This window comes from Aeromicrobium sp. JJY06 (assembly GCF_044069275.1).
In the GTDB taxonomy this organism is placed as follows: domain Bacteria; phylum Actinomycetota; class Actinomycetes; order Propionibacteriales; family Nocardioidaceae; genus Aeromicrobium; species Aeromicrobium tamlense.
Genome location: NZ_JBIMRD010000001.1, coordinates 1,014,579 through 1,040,472, shown reverse-complemented (window position 1 = coordinate 1,040,472; position 25,894 = coordinate 1,014,579). Strand labels below are relative to the sequence as shown.

General features: G+C 71.0%; 22 protein-coding genes and 1 tRNA gene. 11 read left to right on the top strand and 12 right to left on the bottom strand.

The window, feature by feature from the left end; genetic code table 11:
- Nucleotides 1-125: 125 nt before the first annotated feature.
- On the bottom strand, nt 126-680 hold the full coding sequence (locus ACGWYL_RS05265) for a DUF664 domain-containing protein (RefSeq protein ID WP_395486608.1): 555 nt from the start codon (nt 678-680) through the stop codon (nt 126-128).
- Nucleotides 681-752: 72 nt separating this feature from the next.
- Here ACGWYL_RS05265 and ACGWYL_RS05260 point away from each other — a divergent pair, with 72 nt between their 5' ends.
- On the top strand, nt 753-1,034 hold the full coding sequence (locus ACGWYL_RS05260) for an antibiotic biosynthesis monooxygenase (protein ID WP_179427608.1): 282 nt from the start codon (nt 753-755) through the stop codon (nt 1,032-1,034).
- Nucleotides 1,035-1,087: 53 nt separating this feature from the next.
- Here the strand turns inward: ACGWYL_RS05260 and ACGWYL_RS05255 are convergent.
- Nucleotides 1,088-1,177, bottom strand: a tRNA-Ser gene (locus tag ACGWYL_RS05255).
- A gap of 76 nt (nt 1,178-1,253) precedes the next feature.
- Between ACGWYL_RS05255 and ACGWYL_RS05250 the strand changes: the two genes are divergently transcribed.
- Nucleotides 1,254-2,309: a YdcF family protein gene (locus tag ACGWYL_RS05250; protein ID WP_395486607.1), complete on the top strand. Its 1,056-nt coding sequence runs from the start codon at nt 1,254-1,256 to the stop codon at nt 2,307-2,309.
- Between the two features lie 118 nt (nt 2,310-2,427).
- Here ACGWYL_RS05250 and ACGWYL_RS05245 read toward each other — a convergent pair whose 3' ends face one another.
- The 4 genes from ACGWYL_RS05245 to ACGWYL_RS05230 all read right to left on the bottom strand — a co-directional run bounded on the left by ACGWYL_RS05245 (nt 2,428) and on the right by ACGWYL_RS05230 (nt 5,194).
- A complete protein-coding gene (locus tag ACGWYL_RS05245; RefSeq protein WP_395486606.1) occupies nt 2,428-3,027 on the bottom strand; it encodes a CE1759 family FMN reductase in 600 nt (199 codons plus the stop codon).
- Entirely contained in the window at nt 3,024-4,121 is a 1,098-nt protein-coding gene (locus ACGWYL_RS05240; RefSeq protein WP_179428384.1) for an LLM class flavin-dependent oxidoreductase, read from the bottom strand. The genes ACGWYL_RS05245 and ACGWYL_RS05240 overlap by 4 nt, the downstream gene beginning before the upstream one ends.
- A 174-nt stretch (nt 4,122-4,295) precedes the next feature.
- Nucleotides 4,296-4,718, bottom strand: a complete 423-nt coding sequence (gene tadA, locus ACGWYL_RS05235) for a tRNA adenosine(34) deaminase TadA (RefSeq protein ID WP_179428386.1) — start codon at nt 4,716-4,718, stop codon at nt 4,296-4,298.
- A gap of 14 nt (nt 4,719-4,732) precedes the next feature.
- Complete coding sequence (locus ACGWYL_RS05230) at nt 4,733-5,194, bottom strand: tRNA adenosine deaminase-associated protein (protein ID WP_395486605.1); 462 nt, start codon at nt 5,192-5,194, stop codon at nt 4,733-4,735.
- 46 nt (nt 5,195-5,240) lie between these two features.
- On the opposite strand from ACGWYL_RS05230, the gene upp reads away from it, so the two are divergent.
- The 3 genes from upp to ACGWYL_RS05215 are packed head-to-tail and all read left to right on the top strand — an operon-like array spanning nt 5,241 to nt 8,391.
- On the top strand, nt 5,241-5,882 hold the full coding sequence (gene upp / locus ACGWYL_RS05225) for a uracil phosphoribosyltransferase (protein ID WP_179427616.1): 642 nt from the start codon (nt 5,241-5,243) through the stop codon (nt 5,880-5,882).
- Nucleotides 5,882-6,883, top strand: a complete 1,002-nt coding sequence (locus ACGWYL_RS05220; RefSeq protein WP_179427618.1) for an adenosine deaminase — start codon at nt 5,882-5,884, stop codon at nt 6,881-6,883. The genes upp and ACGWYL_RS05220 overlap by 1 nt, the downstream gene beginning before the upstream one ends.
- A gap of 53 nt (nt 6,884-6,936) precedes the next feature.
- Nucleotides 6,937-8,391, top strand: coding sequence for an MFS transporter (locus ACGWYL_RS05215; RefSeq protein WP_395486604.1), 1,455 nt, complete (start codon nt 6,937-6,939; stop codon nt 8,389-8,391).
- 100 nt (nt 8,392-8,491) lie between these two features.
- Here ACGWYL_RS05215 and pntB read toward each other — a convergent pair whose 3' ends face one another.
- Together pntB and ACGWYL_RS05205 are read right to left on the bottom strand one after the other, a co-directional pair.
- A complete protein-coding gene (pntB, locus tag ACGWYL_RS05210; protein ID WP_395486603.1) occupies nt 8,492-9,898 on the bottom strand; it encodes a Re/Si-specific NAD(P)(+) transhydrogenase subunit beta in 1,407 nt (468 codons plus the stop codon).
- 11 nt (nt 9,899-9,909) lie between these two features.
- Nucleotides 9,910-11,451, bottom strand: a complete 1,542-nt coding sequence (locus ACGWYL_RS05205; protein WP_395487235.1) for a Re/Si-specific NAD(P)(+) transhydrogenase subunit alpha — start codon at nt 11,449-11,451, stop codon at nt 9,910-9,912.
- A gap of 173 nt (nt 11,452-11,624) precedes the next feature.
- Here ACGWYL_RS05205 and ACGWYL_RS05200 point away from each other — a divergent pair, with 173 nt between their 5' ends.
- Nucleotides 11,625-12,515: an SDR family oxidoreductase gene (locus ACGWYL_RS05200; protein WP_269304165.1), complete on the top strand. Its 891-nt coding sequence runs from the start codon at nt 11,625-11,627 to the stop codon at nt 12,513-12,515.
- A gap of 1 nt (nt 12,516) precedes the next feature.
- On the opposite strand, the gene ACGWYL_RS05195 is transcribed toward ACGWYL_RS05200, so the two are convergent.
- Nucleotides 12,517-13,167 (bottom strand): amino acid-binding protein, encoded by a 651-nt coding sequence (locus tag ACGWYL_RS05195; protein ID WP_179427626.1) that lies wholly within the window; start codon nt 13,165-13,167, stop codon nt 12,517-12,519.
- An 86-nt stretch (nt 13,168-13,253) separates the two neighbouring features.
- On the opposite strand from ACGWYL_RS05195, the gene ACGWYL_RS05190 reads away from it, so the two are divergent.
- Nucleotides 13,254-13,976: a DapH/DapD/GlmU-related protein gene (locus tag ACGWYL_RS05190; RefSeq protein ID WP_395486602.1), complete on the top strand. Its 723-nt coding sequence runs from the start codon at nt 13,254-13,256 to the stop codon at nt 13,974-13,976.
- Nucleotides 13,977-13,993: 17 nt separating this feature from the next.
- A complete protein-coding gene (locus ACGWYL_RS05185; protein ID WP_269304162.1) occupies nt 13,994-14,833 on the top strand; it encodes a Ku protein in 840 nt (279 codons plus the stop codon).
- Nucleotide 14,834: 1 nt separating this feature from the next.
- Here the strand turns inward: ACGWYL_RS05185 and ACGWYL_RS05180 are convergent, their stop codons facing one another.
- Nucleotides 14,835-15,602 carry a GAF and ANTAR domain-containing protein gene (locus ACGWYL_RS05180; protein WP_179427632.1) on the bottom strand — a complete coding sequence of 256 codons (768 nt, stop codon included), beginning with the start codon at nt 15,600-15,602 and terminating at the stop codon, nt 14,835-14,837.
- 53 nt (nt 15,603-15,655) lie between these two features.
- Here ACGWYL_RS05180 and ACGWYL_RS05175 point away from each other — a divergent pair, with 53 nt between their 5' ends.
- Complete coding sequence (locus ACGWYL_RS05175) at nt 15,656-18,064, top strand: ATP-dependent DNA ligase (protein WP_395486601.1); 2,409 nt, start codon at nt 15,656-15,658, stop codon at nt 18,062-18,064.
- Between the two features lie 42 nt (nt 18,065-18,106).
- Entirely contained in the window at nt 18,107-18,568 is a 462-nt protein-coding gene (locus tag ACGWYL_RS05170; protein WP_179427636.1) for a hypothetical protein, read from the top strand.
- A gap of 61 nt (nt 18,569-18,629) precedes the next feature.
- On the opposite strand, the gene ACGWYL_RS05165 is transcribed toward ACGWYL_RS05170, so the two are convergent.
- On the bottom strand, nt 18,630-18,803 hold the full coding sequence (locus ACGWYL_RS05165) for a CsbD family protein (RefSeq protein WP_179427638.1): 174 nt from the start codon (nt 18,801-18,803) through the stop codon (nt 18,630-18,632).
- Nucleotides 18,804-18,984: 181 nt separating this feature from the next.
- Between ACGWYL_RS05165 and ACGWYL_RS05160 the strand changes: the two genes are divergently transcribed.
- A complete protein-coding gene (locus tag ACGWYL_RS05160) occupies nt 18,985-21,738 on the top strand; it encodes a M1 family aminopeptidase (protein WP_395486600.1) in 2,754 nt (917 codons plus the stop codon).
- Between the two features lie 264 nt (nt 21,739-22,002).
- Here the strand turns inward: ACGWYL_RS05160 and ACGWYL_RS05155 are convergent, their stop codons facing one another.
- On the bottom strand, nt 22,003-25,701 hold the full coding sequence (locus ACGWYL_RS05155) for an Ig-like domain repeat protein (RefSeq protein WP_395486599.1): 3,699 nt from the start codon (nt 25,699-25,701) through the stop codon (nt 22,003-22,005).
- Nucleotides 25,702-25,894: the final 193 nt, after the last annotated feature.

Here is a 25,894-nt window from a genome sequence, read left to right as displayed (position 1 = left end):
TCGGCGAGAGGTTCTTCCCGGTGAACGCCGGGTGAGCGCCCGGAGCACGATGCGTGAGCACTCGGTGCGTTCGGGGTCCGTTCGCCGTCCGTTCGCCGGGGGCGGCTCCGGGGCCCGCGTCACGACTACTGCGCGGGCGTCCAGCCCGGGGGAGGGTCCTCGCCCACGCGGCCGTCGACGGCCTCGCGGAGGAGGTCGGCGTGGCCCGTGTGCCGGGCGTACTCCTCGAGCAGGTCGAACAGCAGGCGACGCAGGCTCGGATGCGCGCCGTCGTCGTCGCTCACGGCGACGGACTGGTCCAGCCCTCCGTCTGCCAAGGTCTCGGCGTACCGCTGCCGGGCGCGAGCGACGGCGTCGTCGTAGAGCGCGTAGAGCTCCTGCGCGGTTCCCGTGACGGTGAAGGAGGCGTCGTCGCTGCCGTCCCAGTCGAGCTCGGCCCACAGGTCGCCGGGTGAGCGTCCGGCCAGCTTCGTGGCGGACGTGAAGTCCTCGACGAAGGCCAGGTGGGACAGCAGCCCCGCCAAGGTCAGGGTCGACGAGGGGAACGTGGCGTGCAACGACGCGGTGTCGAGGCCGTCGACCTTCCAGCGGAAGGTGGCGCGCTGGCGGTCCAGTGCGCCCAGGAGGTGCTCGACCTCCGAGGCGGCCATCGGGGGCTCCCACCAGGATCCGTCGACCATGGCACGACGGTACGTCGCACGCGGCCCGATCGCACCGGTCTCGACGACCCCATGTCGTGCTTGACTCCGATCATGACCTTCGCCGTCGTCTCGGTGCACTCGCCCAAGCCCGAGCACCGTGCCGCCGTGATCGACTCGATGCAGCGCTACAGCCGGGTCGCGCGCGAGCAGCCCGGGCTGGAGTGGACGGGCGTCGTGGACGACGCGAGCGGCCGTCTCGTGGGCATCGCGCTGTGGGAGTCCGAGGAGGCCGCGGCCGCCGCGCGCCCGGCACTCATGGCCGAGGTCGGCGATGATCCCTTCGCCGACTGGGACGAGCAGCCGATCGACGGGCTGCGCGGCCTCGTGCGCTGACTCGGAAGGCGAGAACCCCGCCGAGCTCGCGCTCGACGGGGTCCTGATCCTGCTGGCGGTGGCGGTGGGATTTGAACCCACGGTGGGCGTGAACCCACACACGCTTTCGAGGCGTGCTCCTTAGGCCGCTCGGACACGCCACCGCCGAGGAGTTTACGTCAGTCACCCCGCCGCGGCCCAATCGGGGCGGTCAAGGGGTCGGGGGCCTAGGGTTCAGGCGTGGGGTGGGCTCTCGTCGCGCTGCTGGCGCTCGCGGCCGGAGTGACTGCGTGGCAGGACCCGCGTCGGCTCCGCATCGGCGTCTACCTCACGCTCGCGATCGGTCTGGCGGTCGTGGGTCTGCTCGGCCGGCTCGCGCTCCTGATCGCCGGATCCGACGATCCGCTGCGGCTCGCGTGGGCGCTGCTGATCGCCCTCGGCGTCGCGTTCTCGGCCGTGGTCGTCCTCGGCCTGGCCAGTGTCGCGAACGGAATCCTCATGATCCGGCGGGAGGGCCGGCGCCCGGCCAATCTGCTCTCGCTCGTGTTCGGGCTCGGCGTGCTGGGCTACTGCGCGCTGATCGTCGTCATGTGGTGGGTCGACCGGAACCACACGGACGTGGCCCTCGAGCTGTTCTTCTGGATCGTCGCGATCGGCGTCCCGTTGGGCTACCTGGCGTTCGTGTTCGTGGCGTTCGTCGGCTACGGGCTGCTGTACGGCTGGGCCGCCGATCGCTGGGCCAGGCCGGTCGACGCGGTCATCGTCCTCGGCGCCGGGCTGAGCGGCGAGCGGGTGACGCCGCTGCTGGCCTCGCGGCTCGACCGCGGCAGGCAGGCGCTCGAGCGATCGCGGTCGCGCGGGAAGGACACCCATCTCATCTGCTCGGGCGGGCAGGGGCCGGACGAGGTCGTGCCGGAGGCGGTCGCGATGGCGAACCACCTCGCCGAGCAGGGAGTCGACCGCGACCTGCTGTGGCTGGAGGACGCCTCGACCTCGACGGAGGAGAACCTGCGGTTCAGCGCCCGCGTCGCCGCCGAGCACGGCGTGGAGTCCGGTCGGTTCGCCGTCGTCACGAACGACTTCCACGTGCTGCGCGCGGCGCTGCTGCTGCATCGGATGGGGCTCGAGGGCCACGGCCTCGGCGCGCGCACCGCGCGCTACTTCTGGCCCAGCGCGATCCTGCGCGAGTACGCCGCGATCCTGTGGGAGCACCGCCGCCTCAACACGGTCCTGCTGGCGCTCTCCTGCGTCCCGATGGCGCTGCTCCTCGTGCGCACCGTCGCCTCCTGGACCTGAGACGCCGCCGCCCGCCCCTCCGACTCCACTTTCGGAACGGCTTGCACGCTTTCCTGCGGCGGAAAGGTGCATCCCATTCCAGAAGTGGGCAGGGGGCCGGCGGCGGAGCGTCCGGAGGTCAGCCGGGCTGGCTGATCGACAGCATCGTCTCGCTGAAGAGGTCGATCTCGTCGTCCTTCGAGCGGCCCGAGCCGGCGCCGGCGAGCAGGCTGGCGAGCTCGCCAGCCGCCCGCTCGATGCGCGACTGGAGGGTGCCCTCGCCGGCCGAGCCCCAGTCGTGCGGGCTGGCGAAGACGCCCGTCGGCACGACCACGGCCTGCAGGTAGGCGAACAGCGGCCGCAGTGCGAAGTCGATCACGAGCGAGTGGCGAGCCGTGCCACCCGTTGCGGCGAGCAGCACGACCTTGCCGATCAGCGCGTCGTTCTCGAGCGCGTCGACGAACGACTTGAACAGGCCCGGGTAGGAGGCCTTGAACGTCGGCACCACGACGATCAGCGCGTCGGCCTCGCCGACCTGGTCGTACACGTGCTGCAGGCGCGGGGCCGCGAAGCCGGTGAGCGCCGCATCGGTGATCTCGTGCGCGAAGTCGCGCAGGTTGACGACCTCGATGCTGGCGCCGCCGAGGGCGGAGCCGGAGGCGGCGGCCAGCCGGTCGGCCAGCATGCGCGTGGTCGACGGCTCGCCGACACCGGCGGACAGGGCGACGATGCGGGTCATGCGGGCACTTCCTCTTCGATCGCCGCGTCGCGGGCGGCGACACGGGCGGCGTGGGTGGGGGCGTCCGGCACATCGGCCGGTCGGCGCGCGTCGAACTCGGCGCGCATGGTGGGCAGGATCTCGCCGAGCAGGTCGAGCTGCTCGAGCACCGTCTTCAGCGGCAGGCCCGCGTGGTCGACGAGGAACAGCTGGCGCTGGTAGTCGCCGAAGTAGTCCGCGAACGCGAGCGTGCGCTCGAGGACCTGCTGCGGGCTGCCGACCGTGAGGGGCGTCTGCTCGGTGAAGTCCTCCATGCTCGGCCCGTGTCCGTAGACGGGGGCGTTGTCGAAGTACGGCCGGAACTCGTTGACCGCGTCCTGGCTGTTCTTGCGCATGAAGAACTGACCGCCGAGACCGACGATCGCCTGCTCCGGGGTGCCATGCCCGTAGTGGGCGTAGCGCTGCCGGTAGAAGTTGATCAGCCGGATGTAGTGCTCCTTGGGCCAGAAGATGTTGTTGGCGAAGTAGCCGTCGCCGTAGAACGCGGCCAGCTCGGCCACCTCGGGCGTGCGGATCGAGCCGTGCCACACGAACGGCGCGACGCCGTCGAGCGGCGCGGGGGTCGAGGTGTAGCCCTGCAGCGGGGTGCGGAACTTGCCCTCCCAGTTGACGACCGGCTCGCTCCAGAGCTTCTGCAGCAGCTGGTAGTTCTCGATCGTCAGCTCGACGGCCTTGCTGATGTCCTTGCCGAACCACGGGTAGACCGGGGCGGTGTTGCCGCGGCCGAGCATGAGGTCCATGCGGCCGTCGACGAGGTGCTGCAGCGTCGCGTAGTCCTCGGCGATCTTGACCGGGTCGTTGGTCGTGATCAGCGTCGTCGAGGTCGACAGGATGATCTTCTCGGTCTGCGCGCCGATGTAGGCCAGCGTCGTCGTGGGGCTGGAGGGCACGAACGGCGGGTTGTGGTGCTCGCCGGTGGCGAAGACGTCCAGCCCGACCTCCTCGGCCTTCTTGGCGATCTCGACCGTGGCCTTGATGCGCTCGTGCTCGGTCGGGGTCGAGCCGTTCGTGGGGTCGGTGGTGACGTCGCCGACGGTGAAGATGCCGATCTGCATGCTGCTCATGTCCTCAGTCTCCCAGAAGATAGTTAAACATTCAACTAGTGGAACGCAGGAGTGTCGGGACTATTCCCGGCGAGGTCACTGAACGAGGTTTCCTGTCACTTCACGAGGTTCGCAAACCTCGTGAAGTGACGGTTTCCCCGGTTAACCGGGGAAACTGCGGACTCGTCAGCGCCCGAAGAAGGAGCGCAGCAGCACGGAGGAGTCGTCGGGCAGGACGTCGGCGAGGACCTCGGGCCGGTGGTTGAGGCGCCGGTCGCGCACCACGTCCCACAGCGAGCCCACGGCGCCGGCCTTCTCGTCCCAGGCGCCGAACACGAGTCGGTCGACGCGCGAGGAGACCACCGCGCCGGCGCACATCGTGCAGGGCTCGAGCGTGACGACGAGCGTGCAGCCGTCGAGGCGCCAGCGCCCGAGGGCGGCCGCAGCCGCACGCAGCGCCACGATCTCGGCGTGCCCGGTGGGGTCGGCGTCGCGCTCGCGGGTGTTGCGGCCCTCGCCGACGATCTCGCCCTCGTGCACCACCACGGCGCCCACGGGCACGTCGCCCTCGGCCGCGGCCTCGCGCGCCAGCTCGAGCGCCCGCCGCATGTACGGGTCCCAGGTCACCCGACGATCGCCTCGAACTGGTCGCCGAACCCGAGCTTCTCGGCGAGGTCGGCCAGCGCCTCGTCGGGGAACAGGTCGTCGTCGTCGCACAGCAGGCTCAGCTCGACGGACGCCAGACCGAGGTCGCTCACGATGTCGAGGTCGCCCACGGGCAGGGGCTCCTCGTCGCCGTCGGGAGCGTTCACCAGCTCGGCCAGATCGGCGGCGATGGGCCAGTCCCACACGGCCGTCGCGTCGGACAGCAGCGCCCGCACGTGCTCGCCGCTGCGGCGCACGATCACGAAGAAGTCGTCGTTGACCGAGGCCAGCCCGAGCACCCCCACCTCGGAGGGGAATCGCGCGAGCGCGGCGGTGAGTCCGTCGAAGTCCTCACCCAGCCGGGGCGGGAGTTCGACGACGGTCCACGCACCCTCGTCGCGGTACGCGGCGATCACGAAGTCGACGTCGTCCTCGGCCACTCTGCGATGGTGACAGACGCCCGCGACCGGCCGCTACCCTCGAGGCATGCGTGTTCACGTCGCCGACCATCCCCTGATCTCCCACAAGCTCTCCGTGCTGCGCGACGCGAGCACCGACTCGCCCACGTTCCGGCGCCTCACCGAGGAGCTCGTGACCCTGCTGGCGTACGAGGCCACGCGCGAGGTCAGCGTCGAGCCCGTCGAGGTGACCACCCCGCTCACGACCACCGAGGGCGTCCGGCTCACCAGCCCCGGCCCGCTGGTCGTGCCGATCCTGCGCGCCGGGCTCGGCATGCTCGAGGGCATGCAGCGGCTGCTGCCCACGGCCGAGGTCGGCTTCCTGGGCATGATCCGCAACGAGACCACCTTCGAGGCCGAGACCTACGCCGAGCGCCTGCCCGACCGCCTCGACGGCCGCCAGTGCTACGTGCTCGACCCGATGCTGGCCACCGGCGGCACCCTCGCGATGGCGATCGACTTCCTGGTGAAGCGCGGTGCCCGCGAGATCACCGCGATCACACTGCTGTCGGCGCCCGAGGGCATCGAGCGGCTCGAGCGCGACACCGCCCACATCGACGCCCCGCTCAACCTGTTCTCCGCCGGCCTCGACGAGCGCCTCGACGAGAACGGCTACATCGTGCCGGGCCTGGGCGACGCCGGCGACCGCCTCTACGGCGTCGTGGACTGATGCACGAGTTCATCGCGGCGCTGCCGAAGGCCGAGCTCCACGTCCACCACGTCGGCTCCGCCTCGCCCGAGACCGTCGCCGAGCTCGCCTCGCGCCACACCGACTCGCCCGTCCCCGCCGATCCCGGGGCACTGGCCGAGTACTTCACCTTCACCGACTTCGCGCACTTCATCGAGGTCTACCTGTCGGTGGTCGACCTGCTGCGCACGCCCGAGGACATCTGGACGCTGACCCACGAGGTCGGCCGTGACCTCGCCGCGCAGAACGTCCGGTACGCCGAGCTGACGATGACGCCCTACACCTCGATCGTGCGCGGCATCCCCGCCGAGGCGTACGTCGAGGCCATCGAGGACGCCCGCCAGGCCGCCGAGCGTGACTTCGGCGTGGCCCTGCAGTGGATCTTCGACATCCCCGGCGAGTCCGGCATCCCGGCCGCCGACGTCACCCTCGACACGGCGCTGCGGCTCGGCCCCGGCTCGCTCGTCGGCTTCGGCCTGGGCGGCCCCGAGATCGGCGTGCCGCGTCCACAGTTCGCCCCGCACTTCGAGCGCGCGAGGGCCGCCGGCCTGCACAGCGTGCCGCACGCCGGCGAGTCCACCGGTCCCGAGTCGATCCGCGACAGCCTCGACCACCTCGGCGCCGAGCGGATCGGCCACGGCATCGCCGCCGCGCAGGACCCCGCGCTGATGGAGCGACTCGTCGCCGAGGGCGTCGCGCTCGAGGTGTGCCCCACGTCGAACGTCCGCACGCGCTCGGTGCCGTCGCTGGAGGAGCACCCGCTGCCCGTCCTCGTCGAGGCCGGCGTCACGGTGACGATCAACTCCGACGACCCGCCGATGTTCGGCACCACGCTGAACGCCGAGTACGCGGTCGCGGCCGACCTGCTGGGCCTCGACGAGGAGGGCCTGCGCGCGCTGGCCACCGCCGCCGTCGACGCCAGCTTCGCGTCCGACTCGATGAAGGCGCACCTGCGCGAGGAGATCTCCGCGGCGGGTCGCTGACCCCGCCGGCCGCTCGACAGGACAGGCGGCGCGCTCACCGGCACAGTGGTCGGGTGGGTGACCGAACGACGCGCGGGGGAGCCGATCCCCTCGCCGTCGACGAGCCCGATCCGCGGCGCTGGCACATCCTCGCGGTGACCCTCGTCGTCGGCTTCATGACCCTGCTCGACGTGACGGTCGTGAACGTCGCGGTGCCGTCGATCCGCGAGGGACTGGACGCCTCCGCCGGGACGGTGCAGTGGGTGGTCTCGGGCTACGCGCTGACCTTCGGCCTCGTGCTGGTGGCCGGCGGGCACCTCGGCGACGCGTACGGCCGGCGCCGGATCATGACGATCGGTCTCATCGCGTTCATCGTCGCCAGCGCCGCCGTCGGACTGGCGCCTGGTGCGGGCTGGATGATCGCGGCGCGGCTGGCCCAGGGCGCCGCCGCGGGCCTGCTCACGCCGCAGAACGCGGGACTGATCCAGGAGCTGTTCACCGGGCCGGAGCGCGGTCGCGCCTTCGGCTACTTCGGCCTGACGGTCGCGGTCGCATCCGGCATCGGGCCGGTCCTCGGCGGCGGCATCATCGCGCTGGCCGGCACCGACCTGGGCTGGCGGCTGATCTTCCTCGTCAATGTGCCCATCGGCCTCGTGGCACTCGTCGCGATCCGCCGCCTCGTGCCGGTGCCGCGCGGTGACGCCGACCGCGAGCACATCGACGTCGTGGGCGCGCTCATCCTCGGCCTGAGCGTGCTGTGCCTGCTGTACCCGCTCATCGCGGCCGAGTCCGGCGAGCGGCTGCCGCTGCTGCTCGTGCTGGCGGTGCTGCCGCTGGCGGTGGCGTTCGTGCGCTGGGAGCGCTCCGTGCGGGCCCGCGACCGGCAGCCGCTGCTCGACGTCGGGATGCTCTCCGAGCTGCCCACCTACGGCAGCGGCATCGTGATCGGCACCCTGTACTTCGCGGGCTTCACGGGCGTGTTCCTGACGTCGTCGGTGTGGCTGCAGGAGGTGCGCGACCTGAGCGCCCTGCAGAGCGGCCTGCTGCTGACCCCGTTCGCGGTCGGCGCCGCGATCACCTCGACCCCGGCGGGCCGACTGGTCAGTCGCGCCGGGCGCCTGGTGACGATCGCCGCGCTCGTCGTGATCATGGTCGGCTTCAGCGCGCTGGCGTGGATGACGCCCGGGCAGACCGACCAGGCCCTGTGGTGGACCTTCGCGCCGCTGCTGCTGTTCGCCGGGCTCGGCGGCGGCGGCGTCGTCGCGCCCAACCAGACGCTCACGCTCCAGGACGTGCCGCCGAGCGTGGGAGGAGCCGCCGGCGGAGCCCTGCAGACCGGCCAGCGGATCGGGTCGGCACTCGGCACCGCGGCGCTGATGACCGTCTACGGGCTGACCGCATCGGCGCACGACGGCGACACGGCGCTGCGGGTCTCGCTGCTCGTCTCGGTCGTGGTGCTCGGCCTCGCGCTGGCGGTCGCGGTGGGCTCGCACGTGCAGGCCGGCCGGCGCGAGGCCGCGCCCGACTGACCTCCGACATGTGTAGCGCTCCCCACCCTTCTCAGCCCGCGAGTGCCGAGAAACGGTGGAGAGCGCTACACATCTGGCCCGCCGGGGGCGGGGCCGGGACTCAGAGAGCCTTGATGATGTCCTCGACGCGGTCCTTGGCGTCGCCGAACAGCATCTGGCTGTTCTCGCGGAAGAACAGCGGGTTCTGCACGCCCGCGTAGCCGGCGGCCATCGAGCGCTTGAACACGATGACGTTCTTGGCCTCCCACACGTGCAGGACGGGCATGCCGGCGATGGGGCTGGACGGGTCCTCGGCGGCGGCCGGGTTGACCGTGTCGTTGGCGCCGATGACGAGCACGACGTCGGTGTCCTTGAGGTCGTCGTTGATCTCGTCCATCTCGAGGACGATGTCGTAGGGGACCTTGGCCTCGGCCAGGAGCACGTTCATGTGACCGGGCAGCCGACCGGCGACGGGGTGGATGCCGAAGCGGACGTCGACGCCCTTCTCGCGCAGGCGCGCGGTGAGGTCGGCGACCGGGTACTGCGCCTGCGCGACGGCCATGCCGTAGCCGGGCGTGATGACGACGCTCTTGGCGGACGAGAGCAGCTCGGCGGCGGCCTCGGCGTTGATCTCGCGGTGGTCGCCGTAGTCGGTGTCGTCGCCGGGGCCGGCCTCGATGCCGAAGCCGCCGGCGATGACGGAGATGAACGAGCGGTTCATCGCCTTGCACATGATGTAGGACAGGTAGGCACCGGAGGAGCCCACGAGCGCGCCGGTGATGATCAGCAGGTCGTTGCCGAGCAGGAAGCCCGAGGCGGCCGCGGCCCAGCCCGAGTAGCTGTTGAGCATCGACACGACGACCGGCATGTCGCCGCCGCCGATGGAGGCGACCAGGTGCCAGCCCAGGCCGAGCGCGACCAGCGTGACCAGGATCAGCAGCCACAGCGCGGGGTCGACGACGAACCAGATGGTCAGGATCACGAACAGCGCGAGCGCGCCGAGGTTGATCCAGTTCTTGCCCGGCAGCACGAGCGGGGCGGACTTCATCTTGGCGCTCAGCTTGAGGTAGGCCACGATCGAGCCGGTCAGGGTGACCGCGCCGATGAACACGCCGATGAAGACCTCGGCGTTGTGGATGTCGAGCAGCGTCCCGGCGTCGCCGGGCAGGTCGTGCGGGAGGTCGCGGTAGCCCAGGTAGCCGTTCCAGCCGACCAGGACGGCCGCGAGGCCGACGAACGAGTGCAGCAGCGCGATGAGCTCGGGCATGCCGGTCATCTCGACGATCTTGGCGCGCCACAGGCCGATCGCGGCGCCGATGACCATCGCGATGATCAGCAGGGCCAAGCCGATGCCGGGCTCGTTGTCGATCACGAGGACGAACGTCGCGGCGAGCGCGATCGTCATGCCGGAGATGCCGAAGGCGACACCCCGGCGGGCGGTCTCGTGCTTGCTCAGCCCCGCGAGGCTGAGGATGAACAGCAGGGCGGCGACGAGGTACGCAGCGTTGGCCAGGGAGGAGGCAGTCACAGGTCAGCCCTTCACTTCGAGAACATGCTGAGCATGCGACGGGTCACGGCGAAGCCGCCGAAGACGTTGATGCTGGCGAAGAGGACGGCCACGAACGCCAGCGCCCGGATGACGTTGTCGTCGGCACCGATCTGGAGCATGGCGCCGACCACGATGATGCCGCTGATCGCGTTGGTGACGCTCATGAGCGGCGTGTGCAGCGCGTGGTGCACGTGGCCGATCACGTAGTAGCCGATCACGATCGACAGCGCGAGCACGGTGAAGTGCTGCGGCAGCTGACCCGGCGCGGTGGCCAGGACCCACAGGAAGATCAGGACGCCCGCGGCGAGCGCGCCGATCTTGACACCGGGGTTGACCGGCTTCTTCGGCTCGGGGGCCGGGGCGGGCTCCTTCGGCGCGGCGGCCGGGGCCGGCGCGGCCGAGACCTGCACCGGCGGCGGCGGCCAGGTCTTCTCGCCGTCGCGCACGACGGTGACGCCGCGCTGGACGACGTCGTCGAAGTCAAGGACGATCTGGCCGTCCTTGCCCGGTGTCAGCAGCTTGATGAGGTTCACCAGGTTGGTGCCGTACAGCTGCGAGGCCTGGGTGGGCAGGCGGCCCGCGAGGTCGGTGTAGCCCAGGATCGTGACGCCGTTGGCGGTGACGACCTTCTGGCCGGCGACCGAGCCCTCGACGTTGCCGCCCTGCGCGGCGGCCATGTCCACGATCACGCTGCCGGGCTTCATCGAGGCCACGTCGGCGGCGGTGATGAGGCGAGGCGCGGCGCGTCCCGGGATCAGGGCGGTGGTGACGATGATGTCGACGTCGGCGGCCTGCTCCGAGTAGATCTCCGCGGCGCGCTTGTCGTACGCCTCGCTGGTGGCCTTGGCGTAGCCGTCGGAGGAGACCTCCTTGGCCTCCTCGGGCACGACGACCTCGAGGTACTCCCCACCGATCGACTTGACCTGGTCGGCGACCTCCGGACGCGGGTCGGTGGCACGCACGATCGCACCGAGGCTCGACGCGGCGCCGATGGCCGCCAGGCCCGCGACTCCGGCGCCGGCGACCAGGACCTTGGCCGGCGGCACCTTGCCCGCGGCGGTGACCTGGCCGGTGAAGAACCGGCCGAACTCGTGGGCGGCCTCGACGACGGCGCGGTAGCCGGCGATGTTGGCCATGGAGGAGAGCACGTCCATGGACTGGGCGCGCGAGATGCGCGGCACCGCGTCCATCGCCAGCACCGTGATCGGTCGCGATGCCAGCTTCTCCACCAGGTCGGGGTTCAGGCCGGGGCTGATCATGCTGATCAGCGTCGCGCCGTCCAGCATCAGGGCGATCTCGATCTCGGTCGGCGCGTTGACCTTGAAGATCACGTCGCTGGCCCACGCGTCGGGCTTGTCGCTGATCGTGGCCCCGGCCGCCGCGTAGGCGTCGTCGCTGAAGCTCGAGGCCGCTCCGGCCCCGCTCTCCACCGTCACCAGATAGCCGAGATCGATCAGCTGCTTCACCGTCGCCGGAGTCGCGGCGACGCGAGTCTCGCCGGGCGCGGACTCCTTCACGACGCCGATCCGCATCGAGCCCAGATCGGGCAGGGGGGTGCTCATCCCGCAGACAATAGCCGGGTGTCTGCGGACCCGGCGCATGAGGTGTGTCACGTTACGGACAGGTAACACAGGGCCGGCGTGGCAATCGGTGCATGTGACATCGCCAGTGGCACATTTCACATACCGCCGGTATCTTGGCCGGCATGTCGTCTCTGAAGCCCCAGCAATTCCGCGGCAAGGTCGCGCTCATCACGGGTGCCGCGCGTGGCATCGGCGCCGCGGTGGCCCGGGCCTACGTCGCCCACGGCGGTCGCGTCGCCCTCGTCGGCCTCGAGCCCGACCTGCTGGAGGAGCTGAGCACCGAGCTCGGCGAGTCGGCCGCGTGGTGGCAGGCCGACGTCCGCAGCAGCGACCAGCTGCGCACCGCGATCGACGAGGCCGCGGCGTACTTCGGACGCCTCGACCACGTGGTGGCCAACGCGGGCATCGCGTCCTACGGCACCGTCCGCCAGATCGAGGACGACGCCTTCGAGCGCGTCATCGACGTCAACCTCAACGGCGTCTTCCGCACGGCCAAGTACGCGATCCCGCACCTGCGGGCCTCGAAGGGCTACCTGCTCGTCGTGTCGTCGCTGGCCGCCTTCTCCAACATCGCCGGACTCAGCTCCTACAGCGCCAGCAAGGCCGGCAACGAGGCGCTCGCCGTCGCGCTGCGCCAGGAGGTCGCGCACCTCGGGATCAAGGTGGGCATCTGCCACCCCTCGTGGATCGACACCGACATCGTCCGCAACGCCGAGGCCGACCTGCCCACCTTCAAGGCGATCCGTCGCAAGCTGCCGTACCCGGCGAACACCACCACCGACGTCGAGACCTGCGCGGAGAGGATCCTCGTGGGGCTGGCGAAGCGCAAGAGCCGTGTCTACGTCCCTCAGGCCGTGCTGCTGGCGAACTGGACGAAGGCGTTCGTGAACTCGCCGGCCACGTGGCCCTACGTGCGGCTGCTGACCCGCCGCACGGTGCCGGCGCTGGAGCAGGAGGTCACGGCGCTCGGCCGCTTCCACCACGCGCACACGCCGGTGACGCCGCAGCAGTAGGTCAGTCGCCCTCGGTCTGCACCGAGGCGGCGAGCGAGACCATGTGGCCGAGGCGCGCGATCTCGGAGGGCAGGAACTCCGGACCTCCGTGGCGGCCGACGGCGACGAAGAACTCGGTGCCCGAGCGGGTGGTGCCGGGGGAGCCGGCCAGCACGGTGGAGTCCCAGGCCGCCACCTCGGGCAGCGCGCGGGCGCTCTCCACCTTCAGCCAGCCGTCGCAGTCGGGCACGACGCGCGGGGCCGCCGACGAGCCGAACATGAACGCCGCGCCCTCCTCGCCGGGGCCCACCGCCATCGCCCAGTCGGTGCGGAACGTGGAGGGGATGACCTCGACGAGCCGCTCGATCGCGAGGTCGGGCTCGTCGGTGAAGGCCTCGACCGCCTCGAGGTCCATGCTGAGGTTGGCGCCGGCGGTGTAGCGGCTGATCCAGTGGACGTGCACGCCCTCGAGCGCCTGGCAGGCCGTGATGAGGGCGTCGGGCATGACGGTGTGCGGCAGCTCGAGCAGCACGTCGTCGACCGCGATGCCGTCGGAGCGGTGCTCGACGATCTCGATCGCCTCGATGTCGGCGCCGGCGCCACCGAGGGCCGTCGCGAGGGCGCCGAGGGAGCCCGGCACGTCGGGGAGCTCCACGCGCAACAGAAACGCCATGGCAGCCATTGTCGCGCGTCCCGATTGCAGGGAGGTAAACGCGGCGCTGGCGAGTCGCGTCCGGGCGCAGCCCCTAGGCTGGCGCCGTGGTGGAGCACGCACGCGGGACCGAGGGCCTGCGACTCGTCGGCTCGTCGCAGCTGGTGGCCGAGCCGCCGATCCGGATGCTGGGCGACCTGCTGGTCCGCGGCGGCACGACGCACGTCGGCGCGTTCACGAGCCTGGCCCACGGCGTCGAGACCCAGGGGGCCACGATCGGCCGCTACTGCGAGTTCGCCCCCGACATCCTGATCGGCGCCACCGGCCACCCGCTGACGTGGCTCGGCGTCAACTCCTTCCAGTACAAGAAGGCCACGTGGGGCTGGCACCCCTCGGCGTCGGAGTCCGAGGTCATCGACCCCGAGGCCGACGGGCGCCCCTCGTTCCGCGGCGAGCCGTCGGTGGTCGGGAACGACGTGTGGATCGGCGCGAAGGTCGTGGTCCTGCGCGGCGTCACGATCGGCGACGGCGCGGTCGTGGCCGCCGGCGCGGTGGTCACCGAGGACGTGGCGCCCTACTCGATCGTCGGCGGCATCCCGGCCCGACCGATCCGCGACCGCGTCGACCCCGCCACCCGCGAACGACTGCTCGAGCTGGCCTGGTGGCGGTTCTCGCCCAACCAGCTGGCCGGCGTGACCTTCGACGACCTGCCGCGCGCGATCGCGGAGCTCGAGGAGCGGGTGCCCGGCCTCGAGCCGTACGAGCCCGGGTTCGTGCCCGTCGAGCGCCCGCAGCGCACCGACGCCAAGCGGTCGCGCTGGAGGCGCTGAAGGCGGATACTGGCTGGATGCGAGCCATCTGGAAGGGCGCGATCAGCTTCGGGCTGGTCCATGTGCCGGTGAAGGTGTACTCCGCCACCGAGAGCCACGACGTGTCGCTGCACCAGGTCCACGACGAGGACGGCGGGCGCATCCGCTACGAGCGCCGCTGCGAGATCTGCAAGGAAGTCGTTCCCTACAAGAACATCGACAAGGCCTACGACGACGGCGAGAAGACGATCGTCCTCACGGACGAGGACCTCAAGTCGCTGCCCGCCGAGCGCAGCCACGAGATCGACGTCGTCGAGTTCGTGCCCGACGACCAGATCGACGTCCTGCGCCTGGGCAACCCCTACTTCCTCGAGCCCGAGGAGAAGGCGCTCAAGCCCTACACGCTGCTGCGCCGCGCGCTCGAGGACACCGAGCGCACCGCCGTGGTCACGTTCGCGCTGCGCCAGCGCACCCGCCTGGGCGCCCTGCGCGTACGCGATGGTGTGCTCGTGCTGCAGACCCTGCTGTGGGACGACGAGGTCCGCACCGCGGACTTCCCCGTGCTGGAGAACACCGCGAAGGTCACCGACAAGGAGCTCGCGATGGCGGGCCAGCTGATCGAGTCGCTCGCGGGCGACTTCGACGCCAGCCAGTTCACCGACGACTACCAGGAGCAGCTCAAGACCCTCATCGAGGCCAAGCGCAAGGCGGGCGAGGGCATCGAGACCGAGGCCACCTTCGGCGAGCAGGAGGAGGAGGGCGGCGAGGTCGTCGACCTCATGGAGGCGCTGCGACGCAGTGTCGAAGCGCGCAAGGGCGACGCGAAGTCCGACGACAAGCCCAAGAAGAAGGCGGCGAAGAAGAAGTCGTCGGCCTGAGTCAGGCCGGCTGCGGGTCGCCGTTCTCGGGAGCGTTCTTCGGAGGATCGGCCATGAGGGACTCCGGCACGTCCACGCGAATGGTGCCGGGGAACTCCGACACGGGACGCTTGCGGTTCTCCACGACCCAGGTCGCCACGGCGTGCAGCTTCTGGTTGTGGTTCTGGGAGTAGCGACGCAGCACGTCGAACGCGCGGTCGGCCTCGATGTCGAAGCGCTCCATCAGTATTCCCTGGGCCTGCCCTATGACCTTGCGGGCATCGATCGCGTGGAGCAGTCCCTGCTCGTGGTGCGCGTTGGCCAGGGCGACCGAGGCGTGGCGGGCGAAGATCAGCGCGGTGGCCAGATCGTTCCCGTCGAACGCGTCGGGCCGGTCGGCGTACAGGTTGAGCGATCCGTAGCGGCGCTCGCGGGTCTCCAGCAGCACGCTCATCGCACTGCGGATGCCCAGGTCGCCGGCGGCCCGGCCCCACTTGGGCCAGCGCGGGTCGAGGCTGACGTCGTTCGAGACGAAGCTGCCGCCGGCCTCGAGCGCGTCCAGGCAGGGGCCCTCGTCGAGCTCGCGCTGGAGCTCGTGCGACCGGATCACCCGCTCGGAGGTCGTCGACGCCGTCTCGATGCGCGTGCGCGAGTGGACCAGCATGATGCCGGCGTCGTCACACTCGGCGGCCTTGCGGGCATATTCGGTGATGCGTTCCACGGTCTTCTCCGTGGTCGGCTGCTCGTGCAGGTCGAGCGCCACCTCGGAGAAGAAGTCAAGCACGGACACGGCCGCTCCTTCACACTGGTGACTACGAACAGTACGCGGAGGGGGTCAAGGTCGTGGCAGGCGCGTCCACCCAAACCGTCTCGGTGGACGGACGGCTGTTGAGGCTGACGAACAGCGACAAGCCGATGTACCCGGCGACGGGCACCACCAAGGCCGACGTCATCTCCTACTACGCCCAGGTCGCGCCGTGGCTGCTGCCGCACCTCGCGGGGCGTCCGGTCACTCGCAAGCGCTGGGTGAACGGCACCGGCCCGGGGGCCGAGGTCTTCTTCGAGAAGAACCTGCCGGACTCCGCGCCCGACTGGATCCGCCGGGTCACGATCAAGCACAAGTCGCGCACGAACGTCTACCCGATCTTCGAGTCCGTGGCCGACCTCGCCTGGGCCGGACAGGTCGCCGCGCTGGAGCTGCACGTGCCGCAGTGGCAGGTCGACGCCACCGGCGTGCCGCAGAACCCGGACCGTCTCGTGATCGACCTCGACCCCGGCCCGGGAACGGGGCTACCGGAGTGCGTCGAGGTCGCGCACGCGGCGCGCGAGCTGCTGGCCGACATCGGGGTCGAGTGCTTCCCGGTCACCAGCGGCAGCAAGGGCATCCACCTGTTCGCGCACCTCGACGGCACGCACGACTCCGACTACGTCAACGCCTTCGCGAAGCAGGTCGCTCAGGCGCTCGAGGCGTCGATGCCCGAGCTCGTCGTGAGCGACATGAGCAAGGCGAAGCGCTCGGGCAAGGTCCTGGTGGACTGGAGCCAGAACAACGGCGCGAAGACCACGATCTCGCCGTACTCCCTGCGCGGCCGCGACGAGCCCACCGTGGCGGTGCCGCGCGACTGGGACGAGCTCGACGAGGACCTGCGCCACCTCACGATCGACGAGGTGCCGGCGCGGCTGGCCGAGCGGGGCGACCCGATGGCCGCGCTCGCCGGACCCGTGGCCGACAGGCTCTCCACCTACCGGTCGATGCGCGACGCCAGCCGGACCCCGGAGCCCGTGCCCGACTCGGTGGTGCGCGGCCGCGACGGCGACCCGATCTTCGTCATCCAGGAGCACCACGCGCGCCGGCTGCACTGGGACTTCCGGCTCGAGCGCGACGGCGTGCTGGTCTCGTGGGCGCTGCCGAAGGGCGTGCCGGACTCCACCAGCGGCAACCACCTCGCGGTCCAGACCGAGGACCACCCGATGGAGTACGCGACCTTCGCGGGGAGCATCCCGAAGGGCGAGTACGGCGCGGGCGACGTCACGATCTGGGACCACGGCCACTTCGACCTCGAGAAGTGGAACGACCACGAGGTGATCGCGACGCTGCACGGCACGCAGGAGGGCGGGCTCGGTGGCTCGAAGCGGCTCGCCCTCATCAAGACGGGCGAGAACTGGCTGATCCACCTCATGAAGGACCAGCAGCCCGGGGCGCCGTCCGCGACCTCGCGACCGAAGGCGACGAAGGGCACGAAGCCGGCGAAGAAGAAGGCGCCGGCGGGACGCTCGGGCTTCGTCCCGCCGATGCTCGCGGTGCTCGCGGGCGGCCGCGACGCCTCCGGTGACGGGTGGGCCTACGAGCTGAAGTGGGACGGCATCCGGTGCGTCGCGGTGGTCTCGGGCGAGGACGTGCGGCTGTACTCGCGCAACCACAACGACGTCAGCGCCAGCTATCCCGAGCTCGTCGAGGAGCTCGCCGCGATGGGGCTCGACGCGGTCCTCGACGGCGAGATCGTCGCGATGGACGAGCGTGGCATCCCCTCCTTCGGCCGGCTGCAGCAGCGGATGGGCGTCACCAAGCCGGGTGACGTGGAGCGACTCCGGCGCACGACGCCCGTGCAGCTGATGCTGTTCGACCTCCTCGAGCGCGACGGCACCTCGCTGCGCGACCTCCCCTACGACGACCGCCGAGACGCGCTGGAGGAGCTCGACCTCGAGTCCGAGCTGGTGCACGCGCCGCCCGCCCACGGCGGCACGATCGACGAGGCCGTGGCGCTGAGCCGGAGCCACCAGCTGGAGGGCATCGTGGCCAAGCGGCGCGCGTCCACGTACGACCCCGGTGCGCGCTCCACCGACTGGCTCAAGATCAAGAACCAGGACACGCAGGAGATCGTCATCGGCGGCTGGCGCCCGAGCAGTGGCGGGCGCGGGATCGGATCGCTGCTCGTGGGCGTGCCCGTGGAGGGAGGCCTGCGCTACCTCGGCCGTGTCGGCACGGGCTACAGCAACGCCGAGCGGCTCAAGCTCCGCTCGCTCCTCGACCCGCTCGAGCGGAAGACCTCGCCGTTCGTCGACGAGGTCGAGTCCGCGGCCTCCCGCGACGCCACCTGGGTGACGCCGCGGCTGGTCGGCGAGGTCGTCTACGGCGACTGGTCGCCCGCGGGGCACCTGCGACACGCCAGCTGGCGCGGCCTGCGACCGGACAAGGACGCGGCCGACGTGGTGCTCGAGTCGGCTGCCGAGGTGCGACTGACCCCGCCGTGAGACACGATGGAGGTCCGACGACATCTGTGCGAAGGAGCCATTGTGGGCAAGAAGAGCGTGAAGGATCACGTCGACACCGTCGTGGAGCAGCTGCCGGACGCGTCCGAGCTGCGCGACCTCCGGGACCAGCTGGTGGAGCGTCTTCCCGACCGAGCCGAGTGGCTGGCGCTGCGCGACGATCTCATGGAGAAGCTCCCGGACAAGACCGAGCTGCTCGACCTGCGTGACAACCTGGTCGACAAGCTGCCCGACGAGGTCAGCGACAAGCTGCCGATCGAGAAGCGCCAGCGCTTCCGCGGCCTGCGGAAGGTCGCGTTCGTGGGCCTGCTGACCGCCGGCATCGCGGGCGTCGTGGCCTTCTTCAAGGCCCGCTCCGCCGACCAGCCGACGTACACGGCCTCGACCTACACGACGCCGGGCCGGCCGACGACCTCCACGACGCCGACCACGCCCACGGGCGACGTCGGTGCCACGGGCACGGTCACGCCGCCGCCGACCGTCTGACCGACACACGAGCGAGGGCCCCGGGAATCTCTTCCCGGGGCCCTCGTCGTTGGTTCGGTGATCAGTGCTTGAACGCGTCCTTCACGTTCTCGCCGGCCTGCTTGACGTCGGACTTGGCCTGGTCGCCCTTGCCCTCGGCCTCGAGGCGCTCGTTGTCCGTCGCCTTGCCGGTGGCCTCCTTGGCCTTGCCCTTGACGTCCTCGGCGGCGTTCTTCAGCTTGTCGTCAAGTCCCATGATCTCCACCTTCGCTCGGGGGTCTGTTCTTGTCTCCATGCCACCACGGACGCACGGTGTCCGCATCTTCAGAGGGACGCGCCACGCGTGTTGCGGGCATGTGAAACCTCTGGCGTTCCAGTGACGCGCGCCACGTCCGTCGGACAGGATGAGCGGAACCTCCTCCGACGAAAGAGCACCGATGTCCCTCTCCCCACCCCTCGCCCGCCCCGCCAGGGCCGTCGCGGCCGCGTTCCTGAGCGGAGCCCTGTGCCTGGGCACGCTCGGCGCGACCGCCACGAGCGCCTCGGCAGCCGAGCCGGTCGCCGGCGCCCGCACCTCCGGCGACTCCCTGTTCCCGAACGTGGGCAACGGCGGCTACGACGTGAAGCACTACGACCTCGACATCGCCTGGACGCCGGGCGCGCCCGTCGCGACCGCGAGCACGATCGCCGCCACCGCGAAGATCACGGCGACCGCCGACGCGCCGCTGTCGGAGTTCTCGCTGGACTTCGAGGGCCTCACGGTCGAGTCGATCACCGTGAACGGCGCACCCGCCACGTGGACGCGCGACGTCGACGCCGCGGCCACGAAGTACAAGCTCATCATCACGCCGGCGACGCCCGTCGAGGGCGAGTTCACGACCGTGATCACGTACTCCGGCTCGCCCGTCACCCACATCGACCCCGACGGCTCGCGTGAGGGCTGGATCGCCGGCGACGACGGCGCCACCGCCGTGAACGAGCCCGTCGGCGCGATGACCTGGTACCCCGTCAACAACTCGCTGAAGGACAAGGCGAAGTACGACATCAAGCTGACGATCCCGCGGCTGATGGACGGCGAGACCATGGCCGCGGCCAGCAACGGCACGCTGCACTCCAAGACGCGCAACGGCGCCCTGGAGACCTGGCACTGGCGCCAGCCGAACCAGATGGTGCCCTACCTGTCGATGGTCTCGATCGGCAAGTACGAGGTGCGCGAGTCGGTGGTCGAGCTCGAGAGCGGCACGTACCGCGACTGGACGTTCCTCGACTCCGCCATGACGACGACCCAGCGGAACACGACGCTGGCGAGCCTGGCGCAGACGCAGGACATCATGCGCTGGATGGAGTCGAGGTTCGGCCCCTACCCGGGCGTGGCCACCGGCGCGGTCGTCGACCGCATCAACGTGGGCTACGCGCTGGAGACGCAGGACCGCTCGTTCTACCAGAACTCGGTCAGCCGCGGCACGCTCATCCACGAGATCGCCCACCAGTGGTTCGGCAACGCGGTGTCACCGACGGACTGGAGCGACCTGTGGCTCAACGAGGGCATGGGCGACTACGCCCCGCGGGCCTACAACCTCGCGAGCGGCACCACCACGACCACGCCCGAGACGGCCTACTTCAACTCGTGGAACGCCAGCGCCCCGACGTCGGCCCAGTGGCAGGTGCCGCTGGCCGGCTTCACCGACCCGGCCATCCTCTTCAACTACGTCTACGGGCGTGGCGGCATGACGTTCGAGGCGCTGCGCACCATCGTGGGCGACGAGGCGTGGTTCGAGATCCTGCGCACGTGGGTCGCGGAGAACAACGGCTCGGACGCCTCGACGGCCGACTTCGTCGCGCTCGCGAACCGGGTCTCCGGCAAGGACGTGCGACCGGTGCTGAACCCGTGGCTCTACGGCACGGTGAAGCCGGCGTGGCCGTCGAAGTGGAACCTGTCGGCGGCTGCCGACGCCACGGGCCCGGTCGCCGCGGGTGACACCGTCGTGCACACCCTGACGGCGCAGAACACGGGCAAGGTCGCCCTCGGCGGCCAGACCGTGACGGTCGACGTCGCCGACCTTGTCGACGACGCGCGCCTCGGCGCGCTCCCGGCGGAGCTGGCGAACCTCGGCGGCACGCTGCGGTGGACGATCCCGGCCACGGCGGCCGGCGCGTCCGCGACCGTCTCGTTCCCCGCCACCGTCAAGGAGTCCTCGTCCGGCGGCACCGTCGGCCTCACGACGAGCTCCAGCGCGCTGGGCTCGTTCTGCCTCACCTGCAGCGTGTCGACGGCGATCGCCGACCAGGACGACGCGTGGACGCTCGGCCTGTCGGCGGACCCGCTGCCGGGCGACGTCGAGACCGGTGACGAGATCACCTACAGCGTGGCCGCGAAGAACACGGCGGTCCACCCGCTGCGCGACGCGACGGCCGAGATCGACCTGTCCGACGTGCTGGACGACGCCTCCGTGGTCTCGCTGGGCGACGGGCTCGAGCTCGACGGCACGACGCTGCGCTGGTCCGTGCCCCGCGTCTCGAGCGGCCAGACCGCCCGCGCGGACTTCACGGTCCTGGTCGAGGCGGAGTCCGACGCGTCGTTGCGGATCTCCGCCGCACCCGGCACCGCAGGCGGCAGCGGTGAGCCCACGCTGACCCACACGGTCGGCCTCAAGCCGCTCGGTCCGGCCCCCGTGCCGGTCGTGAGCGGCACCGGACGCGTCGGCACGGTCCTGACGGCCTCGGCCGGCACGTGGCCCGCCGGTACGGCGCTGACGTACCAGTGGTCGGTCGGTGGCGCGCCCGTCGCCGGTGCCACCGGGTCGACCTACCGCCTCGCGCCGAAGGACGTGGGACGGGTCGTGACCGTCGCCGTCACCGGTGCGAAGGCCGGCTGGGCGCCCGTGACGAAGGTCAGCAAGCCGCTCAAGGTGGCCCCGGGGCTGCTGACGCGCACGCCGCGACCGCTCCAGAGCGGCCTGCCGAAGGTCGGCCGGACGCTGAAGGTCAACCCGGGCCGCTGGGACTCCGGCGTCACGCTGTCGTACCGCTGGTACCGCGGCAGCAAGGCCATCAAGGGCGCGACGAAGAGGTCGTACAAGCTCACGAAGGCGGACCGCGGCCAGCGGATCCGGGTCAAGGTCACGGCGCGCAAGACCGGCTACGCGACCGTCGTGAAGTACACGCCCCGCTCGGCGAAGGTCATCAAGTAGGTCCTGAGCCCGGCGTCGCGAGCGCCCCGGTCCGCCACGGCGGGCCGGGGCGCTCTCGTCTGCCCCGCCCCACCCCCTCCGTCCGTCCCACCCGTCCACCGTTCCCCGGTTACGTGGGTTCCTGACCACGTCCCGGGGTTCGCGATCCCCGGTCGGTGACAGCAAACCCACGTAAACGGGGAACCTGCACCAGATCGGACCGCCGAGGCCGGACACACGACGAGGCCCCGGCAGCGGGTGCTGCCGGGGCCTCGTGTGACGGTGTCAGCGCAGGCGCACCGACTTCGAGCTCGTGCTCGACCCGTAGTTGGCGTCACCGGAGTAGACGACCTTGACCCGCAGGCCCTGGCGCTTCTTCGGCGTCTTCACCGTGAAGGACGCCTTGCCGGTCGACGTGACGCGCACGGTCCGGGCCAGCTTGTAGCCGCCCTTCGCCTGCTTCACGTAGACCTTGACCGTGCCGGTCGGAGCGACCTTCGCGACGCCGCCACGGACGGCGAACTTGCCACGCAGGGTCTTCCCGGCCTTGACCGACGACTGCGCCGAGAGGCTGGTCGTCGTGGCCTTCTTCGTCACCGTGAGCATCGACGAGATGCCCACCCCGCCCTCGGTGAGGTCGGTGCCGTCGTAGGACGCGGCGACCGTGTAGCGACCCGGCTTCAGGGTGGCCGGCAGCGTGAGCGAGGCCGAGCCGTCCTTGGCCAGCGCGACCTTCTTCGTCACGGTGCCGTAGCGGAAGGTGACGTTGCCGCCGTCCGCGCCGCCGACGACCGCGGACAGCGTCGCGGCCTTGCCGAACACGGTGGTGGCGCTCGAGAGCGACATCACCAGGGTCGGCTTGCCCTTCACGAGGGTGAAGGTGACCGCACCGGACGTCGAGCCGGCGGTGACCCCGGTCTCGGCGAAGGTCGCCACGATCTCGTGCTTGCCGGCCTTGAAGCCCGGGACGTCGAGGGTGGCCACACCGTCCACGATCTCCGCGGTGCCGAGCGAGCGGTCGCCGTCGAAGAACTCGACGCTGCCGGTGGTGTCGCCACCGCCGACCGTCGCCGAGAGCGTGACCGCCTCGTTGATCTGCGGCGCCTCGGGCGAGATCGACAGGGTCGTCGTGCTCGCGTCGAGGATGGCCACCGAGGTGGTGCCCGTACGGCCCGTGCCGCTGCCCGTGACCGTGACGTCCGCGGCACCGCGGGTGGCGGTCTCCGGGATCGTCACGGCGGCGCTGACGGCACCGGAGCCGTCGGCGACGGCGACGACCGGGTCGACCCCGGCGATCGTCACGGTGACGCCCTCACCGGAGCGGAAGCCGCCCGCCGTGACGGTGACCGACGAGCCCGGCTGGGGCTTGTCGTCGCTGACCGAGACGTCGGCCTTCTCGTCCTTCGCGGCCAGCTCGGCGCACGCGTCGCCCTGGACGCCCGCCGGCGGCAGCGCCGTCGCCGAGCCTGTCACGCCGTCGTCCTCGCGGACGATCATCCAGTCCAGGGCGTTCGTGCCCATGACCGCGCCGGCCGTGTTGATGACCGAGGCCTTCACTGACGTGGAGGCCGTCGTGCTGGCCAGCTGGTCGCCGAGCACCGGAGCAGTGACGACCTTGCAGGTCTCGCCCGGGGCGAAGGTGACCTTCTCCATCGCGATGCCCGCGCGGCCCGTGGCCGAGCCGAGCGCCGACACGTAGCCGGTGACCGGGATCGTGGCCGCCTCGTCGAGGTAGACCGCGATGTCTGCCGTGCCCGGCCCGTTGCCCTCGTCCACGACGGGGGCCTTCACGTTGAGCGTCGGCAGGGACTTGCTGTCGGCCGTGCCGACCGCCGAGCTCTCGAACGCGAGGTCCGACAGGAACACGCCGCCGGTGGCCAGCGCGTCCGGACCGGCGAGGGCGCCGAAGCGGACCTCACGGATGTCCGAGACGTTCAGGCCCGCGTCCGCCAGCGTGGCGACCGGGAGGTCGACCTGCTGCAGCACGATCTTCTTCAGGATCGTGCTGGTCGAGGCGGGCAGTCGCGTGGTGGCCAGCGGGTTGAGGTCCGCGACGGGCGTCGTGAACGTCCGGCCCGCGTTGTCGACCACGGTCAGCGAGATCGCGGTGCTGGTGGCGACGGTGTCGTCCGCGGCGACCTTGAACGACAGGCGCTCGAGGTCCGACGCGTTGCGCGCCTTCGCGGGGACGCTGACGCGCACCTCGCTGGGCGTCACGGTGGTGGTGCCGGTGCCGAGGGCCGTCCACGAGAACTTCGTGACCGGCGTCGCCGGGACGTTGCCGCCGTTGCTGGCGGGCGTCCAGTGCGGCAGCGCGCTGGTGCTGATCGTCGAGGGCGTGCAGGCCGGCAGCGGCTGCGACACCGTGCGACCCGCGGCGCTCGCGCAGACCGTGGCCGTGGCCGCGCCCTGGACGCGGACCAGCGAGCTGGTCTCCTCGAACGTCGTGATCGTCTGGCGAGCCGAGGCCGGAGCCGTCGACATGCTGCGGATGTCGGCCGAGCCGAGCACCTCGGGCACCTGGGCGGAGCCGTCGAACATGGGCAGGAACTGCTTCTCGTCACCCATCGTCAGGCGGAACCAGCCGGCCATGTAGGCGGTGCCGGCGTCGTACTGCGCGTCGGCGCTCAGCCGGATGTTCGTCTCCGAGCGGGGACCGCAGACGGCATCGGTCGAGGTCGCTCCCCAGTCGTCGGAGACGCTGTACGCGTACTTCCCGGGGGTCCAGACCGTGTTGTAGAAGTTGTGGTTCGCGCCCATCATCCACACGCCGCTGCGCAGCACGTCGTCGTCGAACGCGTAGCGCGAGTCGTCGAGCATGTGCTGGCCCTGCTGGTTCGAGACGTCGCCGTCGCAGTAGGGCAGGACCACGTTCATCGGCACGTTCGGCACCGTCATGCGCGCGAAGTCGACCGGCGCGAGCGGCAGGATCGACGTGATCTTCCACGGCTTCTCGAGGCCCTGGTTGAGCGTCGCGGCCGAGGTGACGCCCTCGCCGCCCCGCGAGTGGCCCATCATGCCGATGTTCGAGAAGTCGAAGCGACCCACGAAGTCGGCGGGGGCGAGACCCGCGGTGCCCTCGGTCAGGCCCGGCAGCGGGGCCTGGTTGGCGAGCGCCTGCTCGAGCGTGACGTCGGCGTCGGTCTGCTGGTCGTAGTAGCTGACCGCGGCGCCCTCGTTCGCCTTCTTGAGCATCGTGAGCGTGTCCAGCAGCAGCTGGCCGCGCGCCTGGGCGCCCTGGTCCAGCGCGAGCTGGTTGTCGTTGGAGTTGATCGCGTTGGCCGAGATCGACACGACCGCGTAGCCGTGGCTGGCCAGCGCGCGTGCCGTGCCGTCGTAGCCGGCGAAGCTCGGGATGTTGATCTGGTTCGGTCCACACGGCCAGCGGTTCGGGTTGGCGGTGCCGGTGGAGCACGAGGTGTGGCGGCCGTGCAGCAGCAGCACGACGGGGCGGGCGCCACCGATCTTGGGCAGGTAGACCTTGCCCTGCAGCTCACCGCGGATGCCGCCGATCGCCGCGAGGGGGATCGACTGCGCGCCGAAGTTGTAGACGGCCTCGGTGTGCTCGAACTCGCCGAGCGACGCGGGGTTCGCGTCGAGGGCCTCGGGGTCGGCCTCCGCGATCTCCTCGACGCTCGTGACCTGGGCCGGGGCGCCGGAGGGCTTGCTGAACCAGCCCGCCTCGATGTCGTCGGCCTTCAGCACGGACGCGTCGGCGGTGAAGACGCTCAGGCTCTTGCCGTCGGCGGACTCCGTGGCGATGCCGATCGGCTCGCCGTCGACCTCGATGGTCGGGGCGTCGGAGACGACCGGCAGCTTCTTCGCCAGGTCGACCGTGACCAGGTAGCCGCCGGCGGCGCGCGAGACCGTCCAGTCGCTGCCGGAGGCCAGTTCGCCGTCGTCGGCGTGGGCGGGCACCGCAGCCAGTGGCAGCGCGAGCAGCGCTCCCACGGTGGCGAGCCGCCATCCTCGTTGTGTGAACACGTGATCCCTCTCGGGTGGGGGAGCTCGCAGGTGGGGACGCGAGCGGGGACCGTCCGAGTCTGGGAGGGCCTCGTTTCGCCGATGTGACGAGAAGCGCTCATCCAGATGTGCTGACGGCGTGTCACGTAACAAGTGCGCGACCGTGGCGCGTCGTCGTGTCCACGGACGGAACGCGGCGCACCTTGGTACCCAA

What these genes read in the sequence shown, in the direction of transcription:
- ACGWYL_RS05265 (WP_395486608.1), bottom strand. Translation starts at nt 680, where the DNA reads ATGGTCGACGGATCCTGGTGGGAGCCCCCGATGGCCGCCTCGGAGGTC.
- ACGWYL_RS05260 (WP_179427608.1), top strand. Translation starts at nt 753, where the DNA reads ATGACCTTCGCCGTCGTCTCGGTGCACTCGCCCAAGCCCGAGCACCGT.
- ACGWYL_RS05245 (WP_395486606.1), bottom strand. Translation starts at nt 3,027, where the DNA reads ATGACCCGCATCGTCGCCCTGTCCGCCGGTGTCGGCGAGCCGTCGACC.
- ACGWYL_RS05240 (WP_179428384.1), bottom strand. Translation starts at nt 4,121, where the DNA reads ATGCAGATCGGCATCTTCACCGTCGGCGACGTCACCACCGACCCCACG.
- tadA (WP_179428386.1), bottom strand. Translation starts at nt 4,718, where the DNA reads ATGCGGCGGGCGCTCGAGCTGGCGCGCGAGGCCGCGGCCGAGGGCGAC.
- upp (WP_179427616.1), top strand. Translation starts at nt 5,241, where the DNA reads ATGCGTGTTCACGTCGCCGACCATCCCCTGATCTCCCACAAGCTCTCC.
- ACGWYL_RS05220 (WP_179427618.1), top strand. Translation starts at nt 5,882, where the DNA reads ATGCACGAGTTCATCGCGGCGCTGCCGAAGGCCGAGCTCCACGTCCAC.
- ACGWYL_RS05205 (WP_395487235.1), bottom strand. Translation starts at nt 11,451, where the DNA reads ATGCGGATCGGCGTCGTGAAGGAGTCCGCGCCCGGCGAGACTCGCGTC.
- ACGWYL_RS05200 (WP_269304165.1), top strand. Translation starts at nt 11,625, where the DNA reads ATGTCGTCTCTGAAGCCCCAGCAATTCCGCGGCAAGGTCGCGCTCATC.
- ACGWYL_RS05195 (WP_179427626.1), bottom strand. Translation starts at nt 13,167, where the DNA reads ATGGCGTTTCTGTTGCGCGTGGAGCTCCCCGACGTGCCGGGCTCCCTC.
- ACGWYL_RS05185 (WP_269304162.1), top strand. Translation starts at nt 13,994, where the DNA reads ATGCGAGCCATCTGGAAGGGCGCGATCAGCTTCGGGCTGGTCCATGTG.
- ACGWYL_RS05165 (WP_179427638.1), bottom strand. Translation starts at nt 18,803, where the DNA reads ATGGGACTTGACGACAAGCTGAAGAACGCCGCCGAGGACGTCAAGGGC.
- ACGWYL_RS05160 (WP_395486600.1), top strand. Translation starts at nt 18,985, where the DNA reads ATGTCCCTCTCCCCACCCCTCGCCCGCCCCGCCAGGGCCGTCGCGGCC.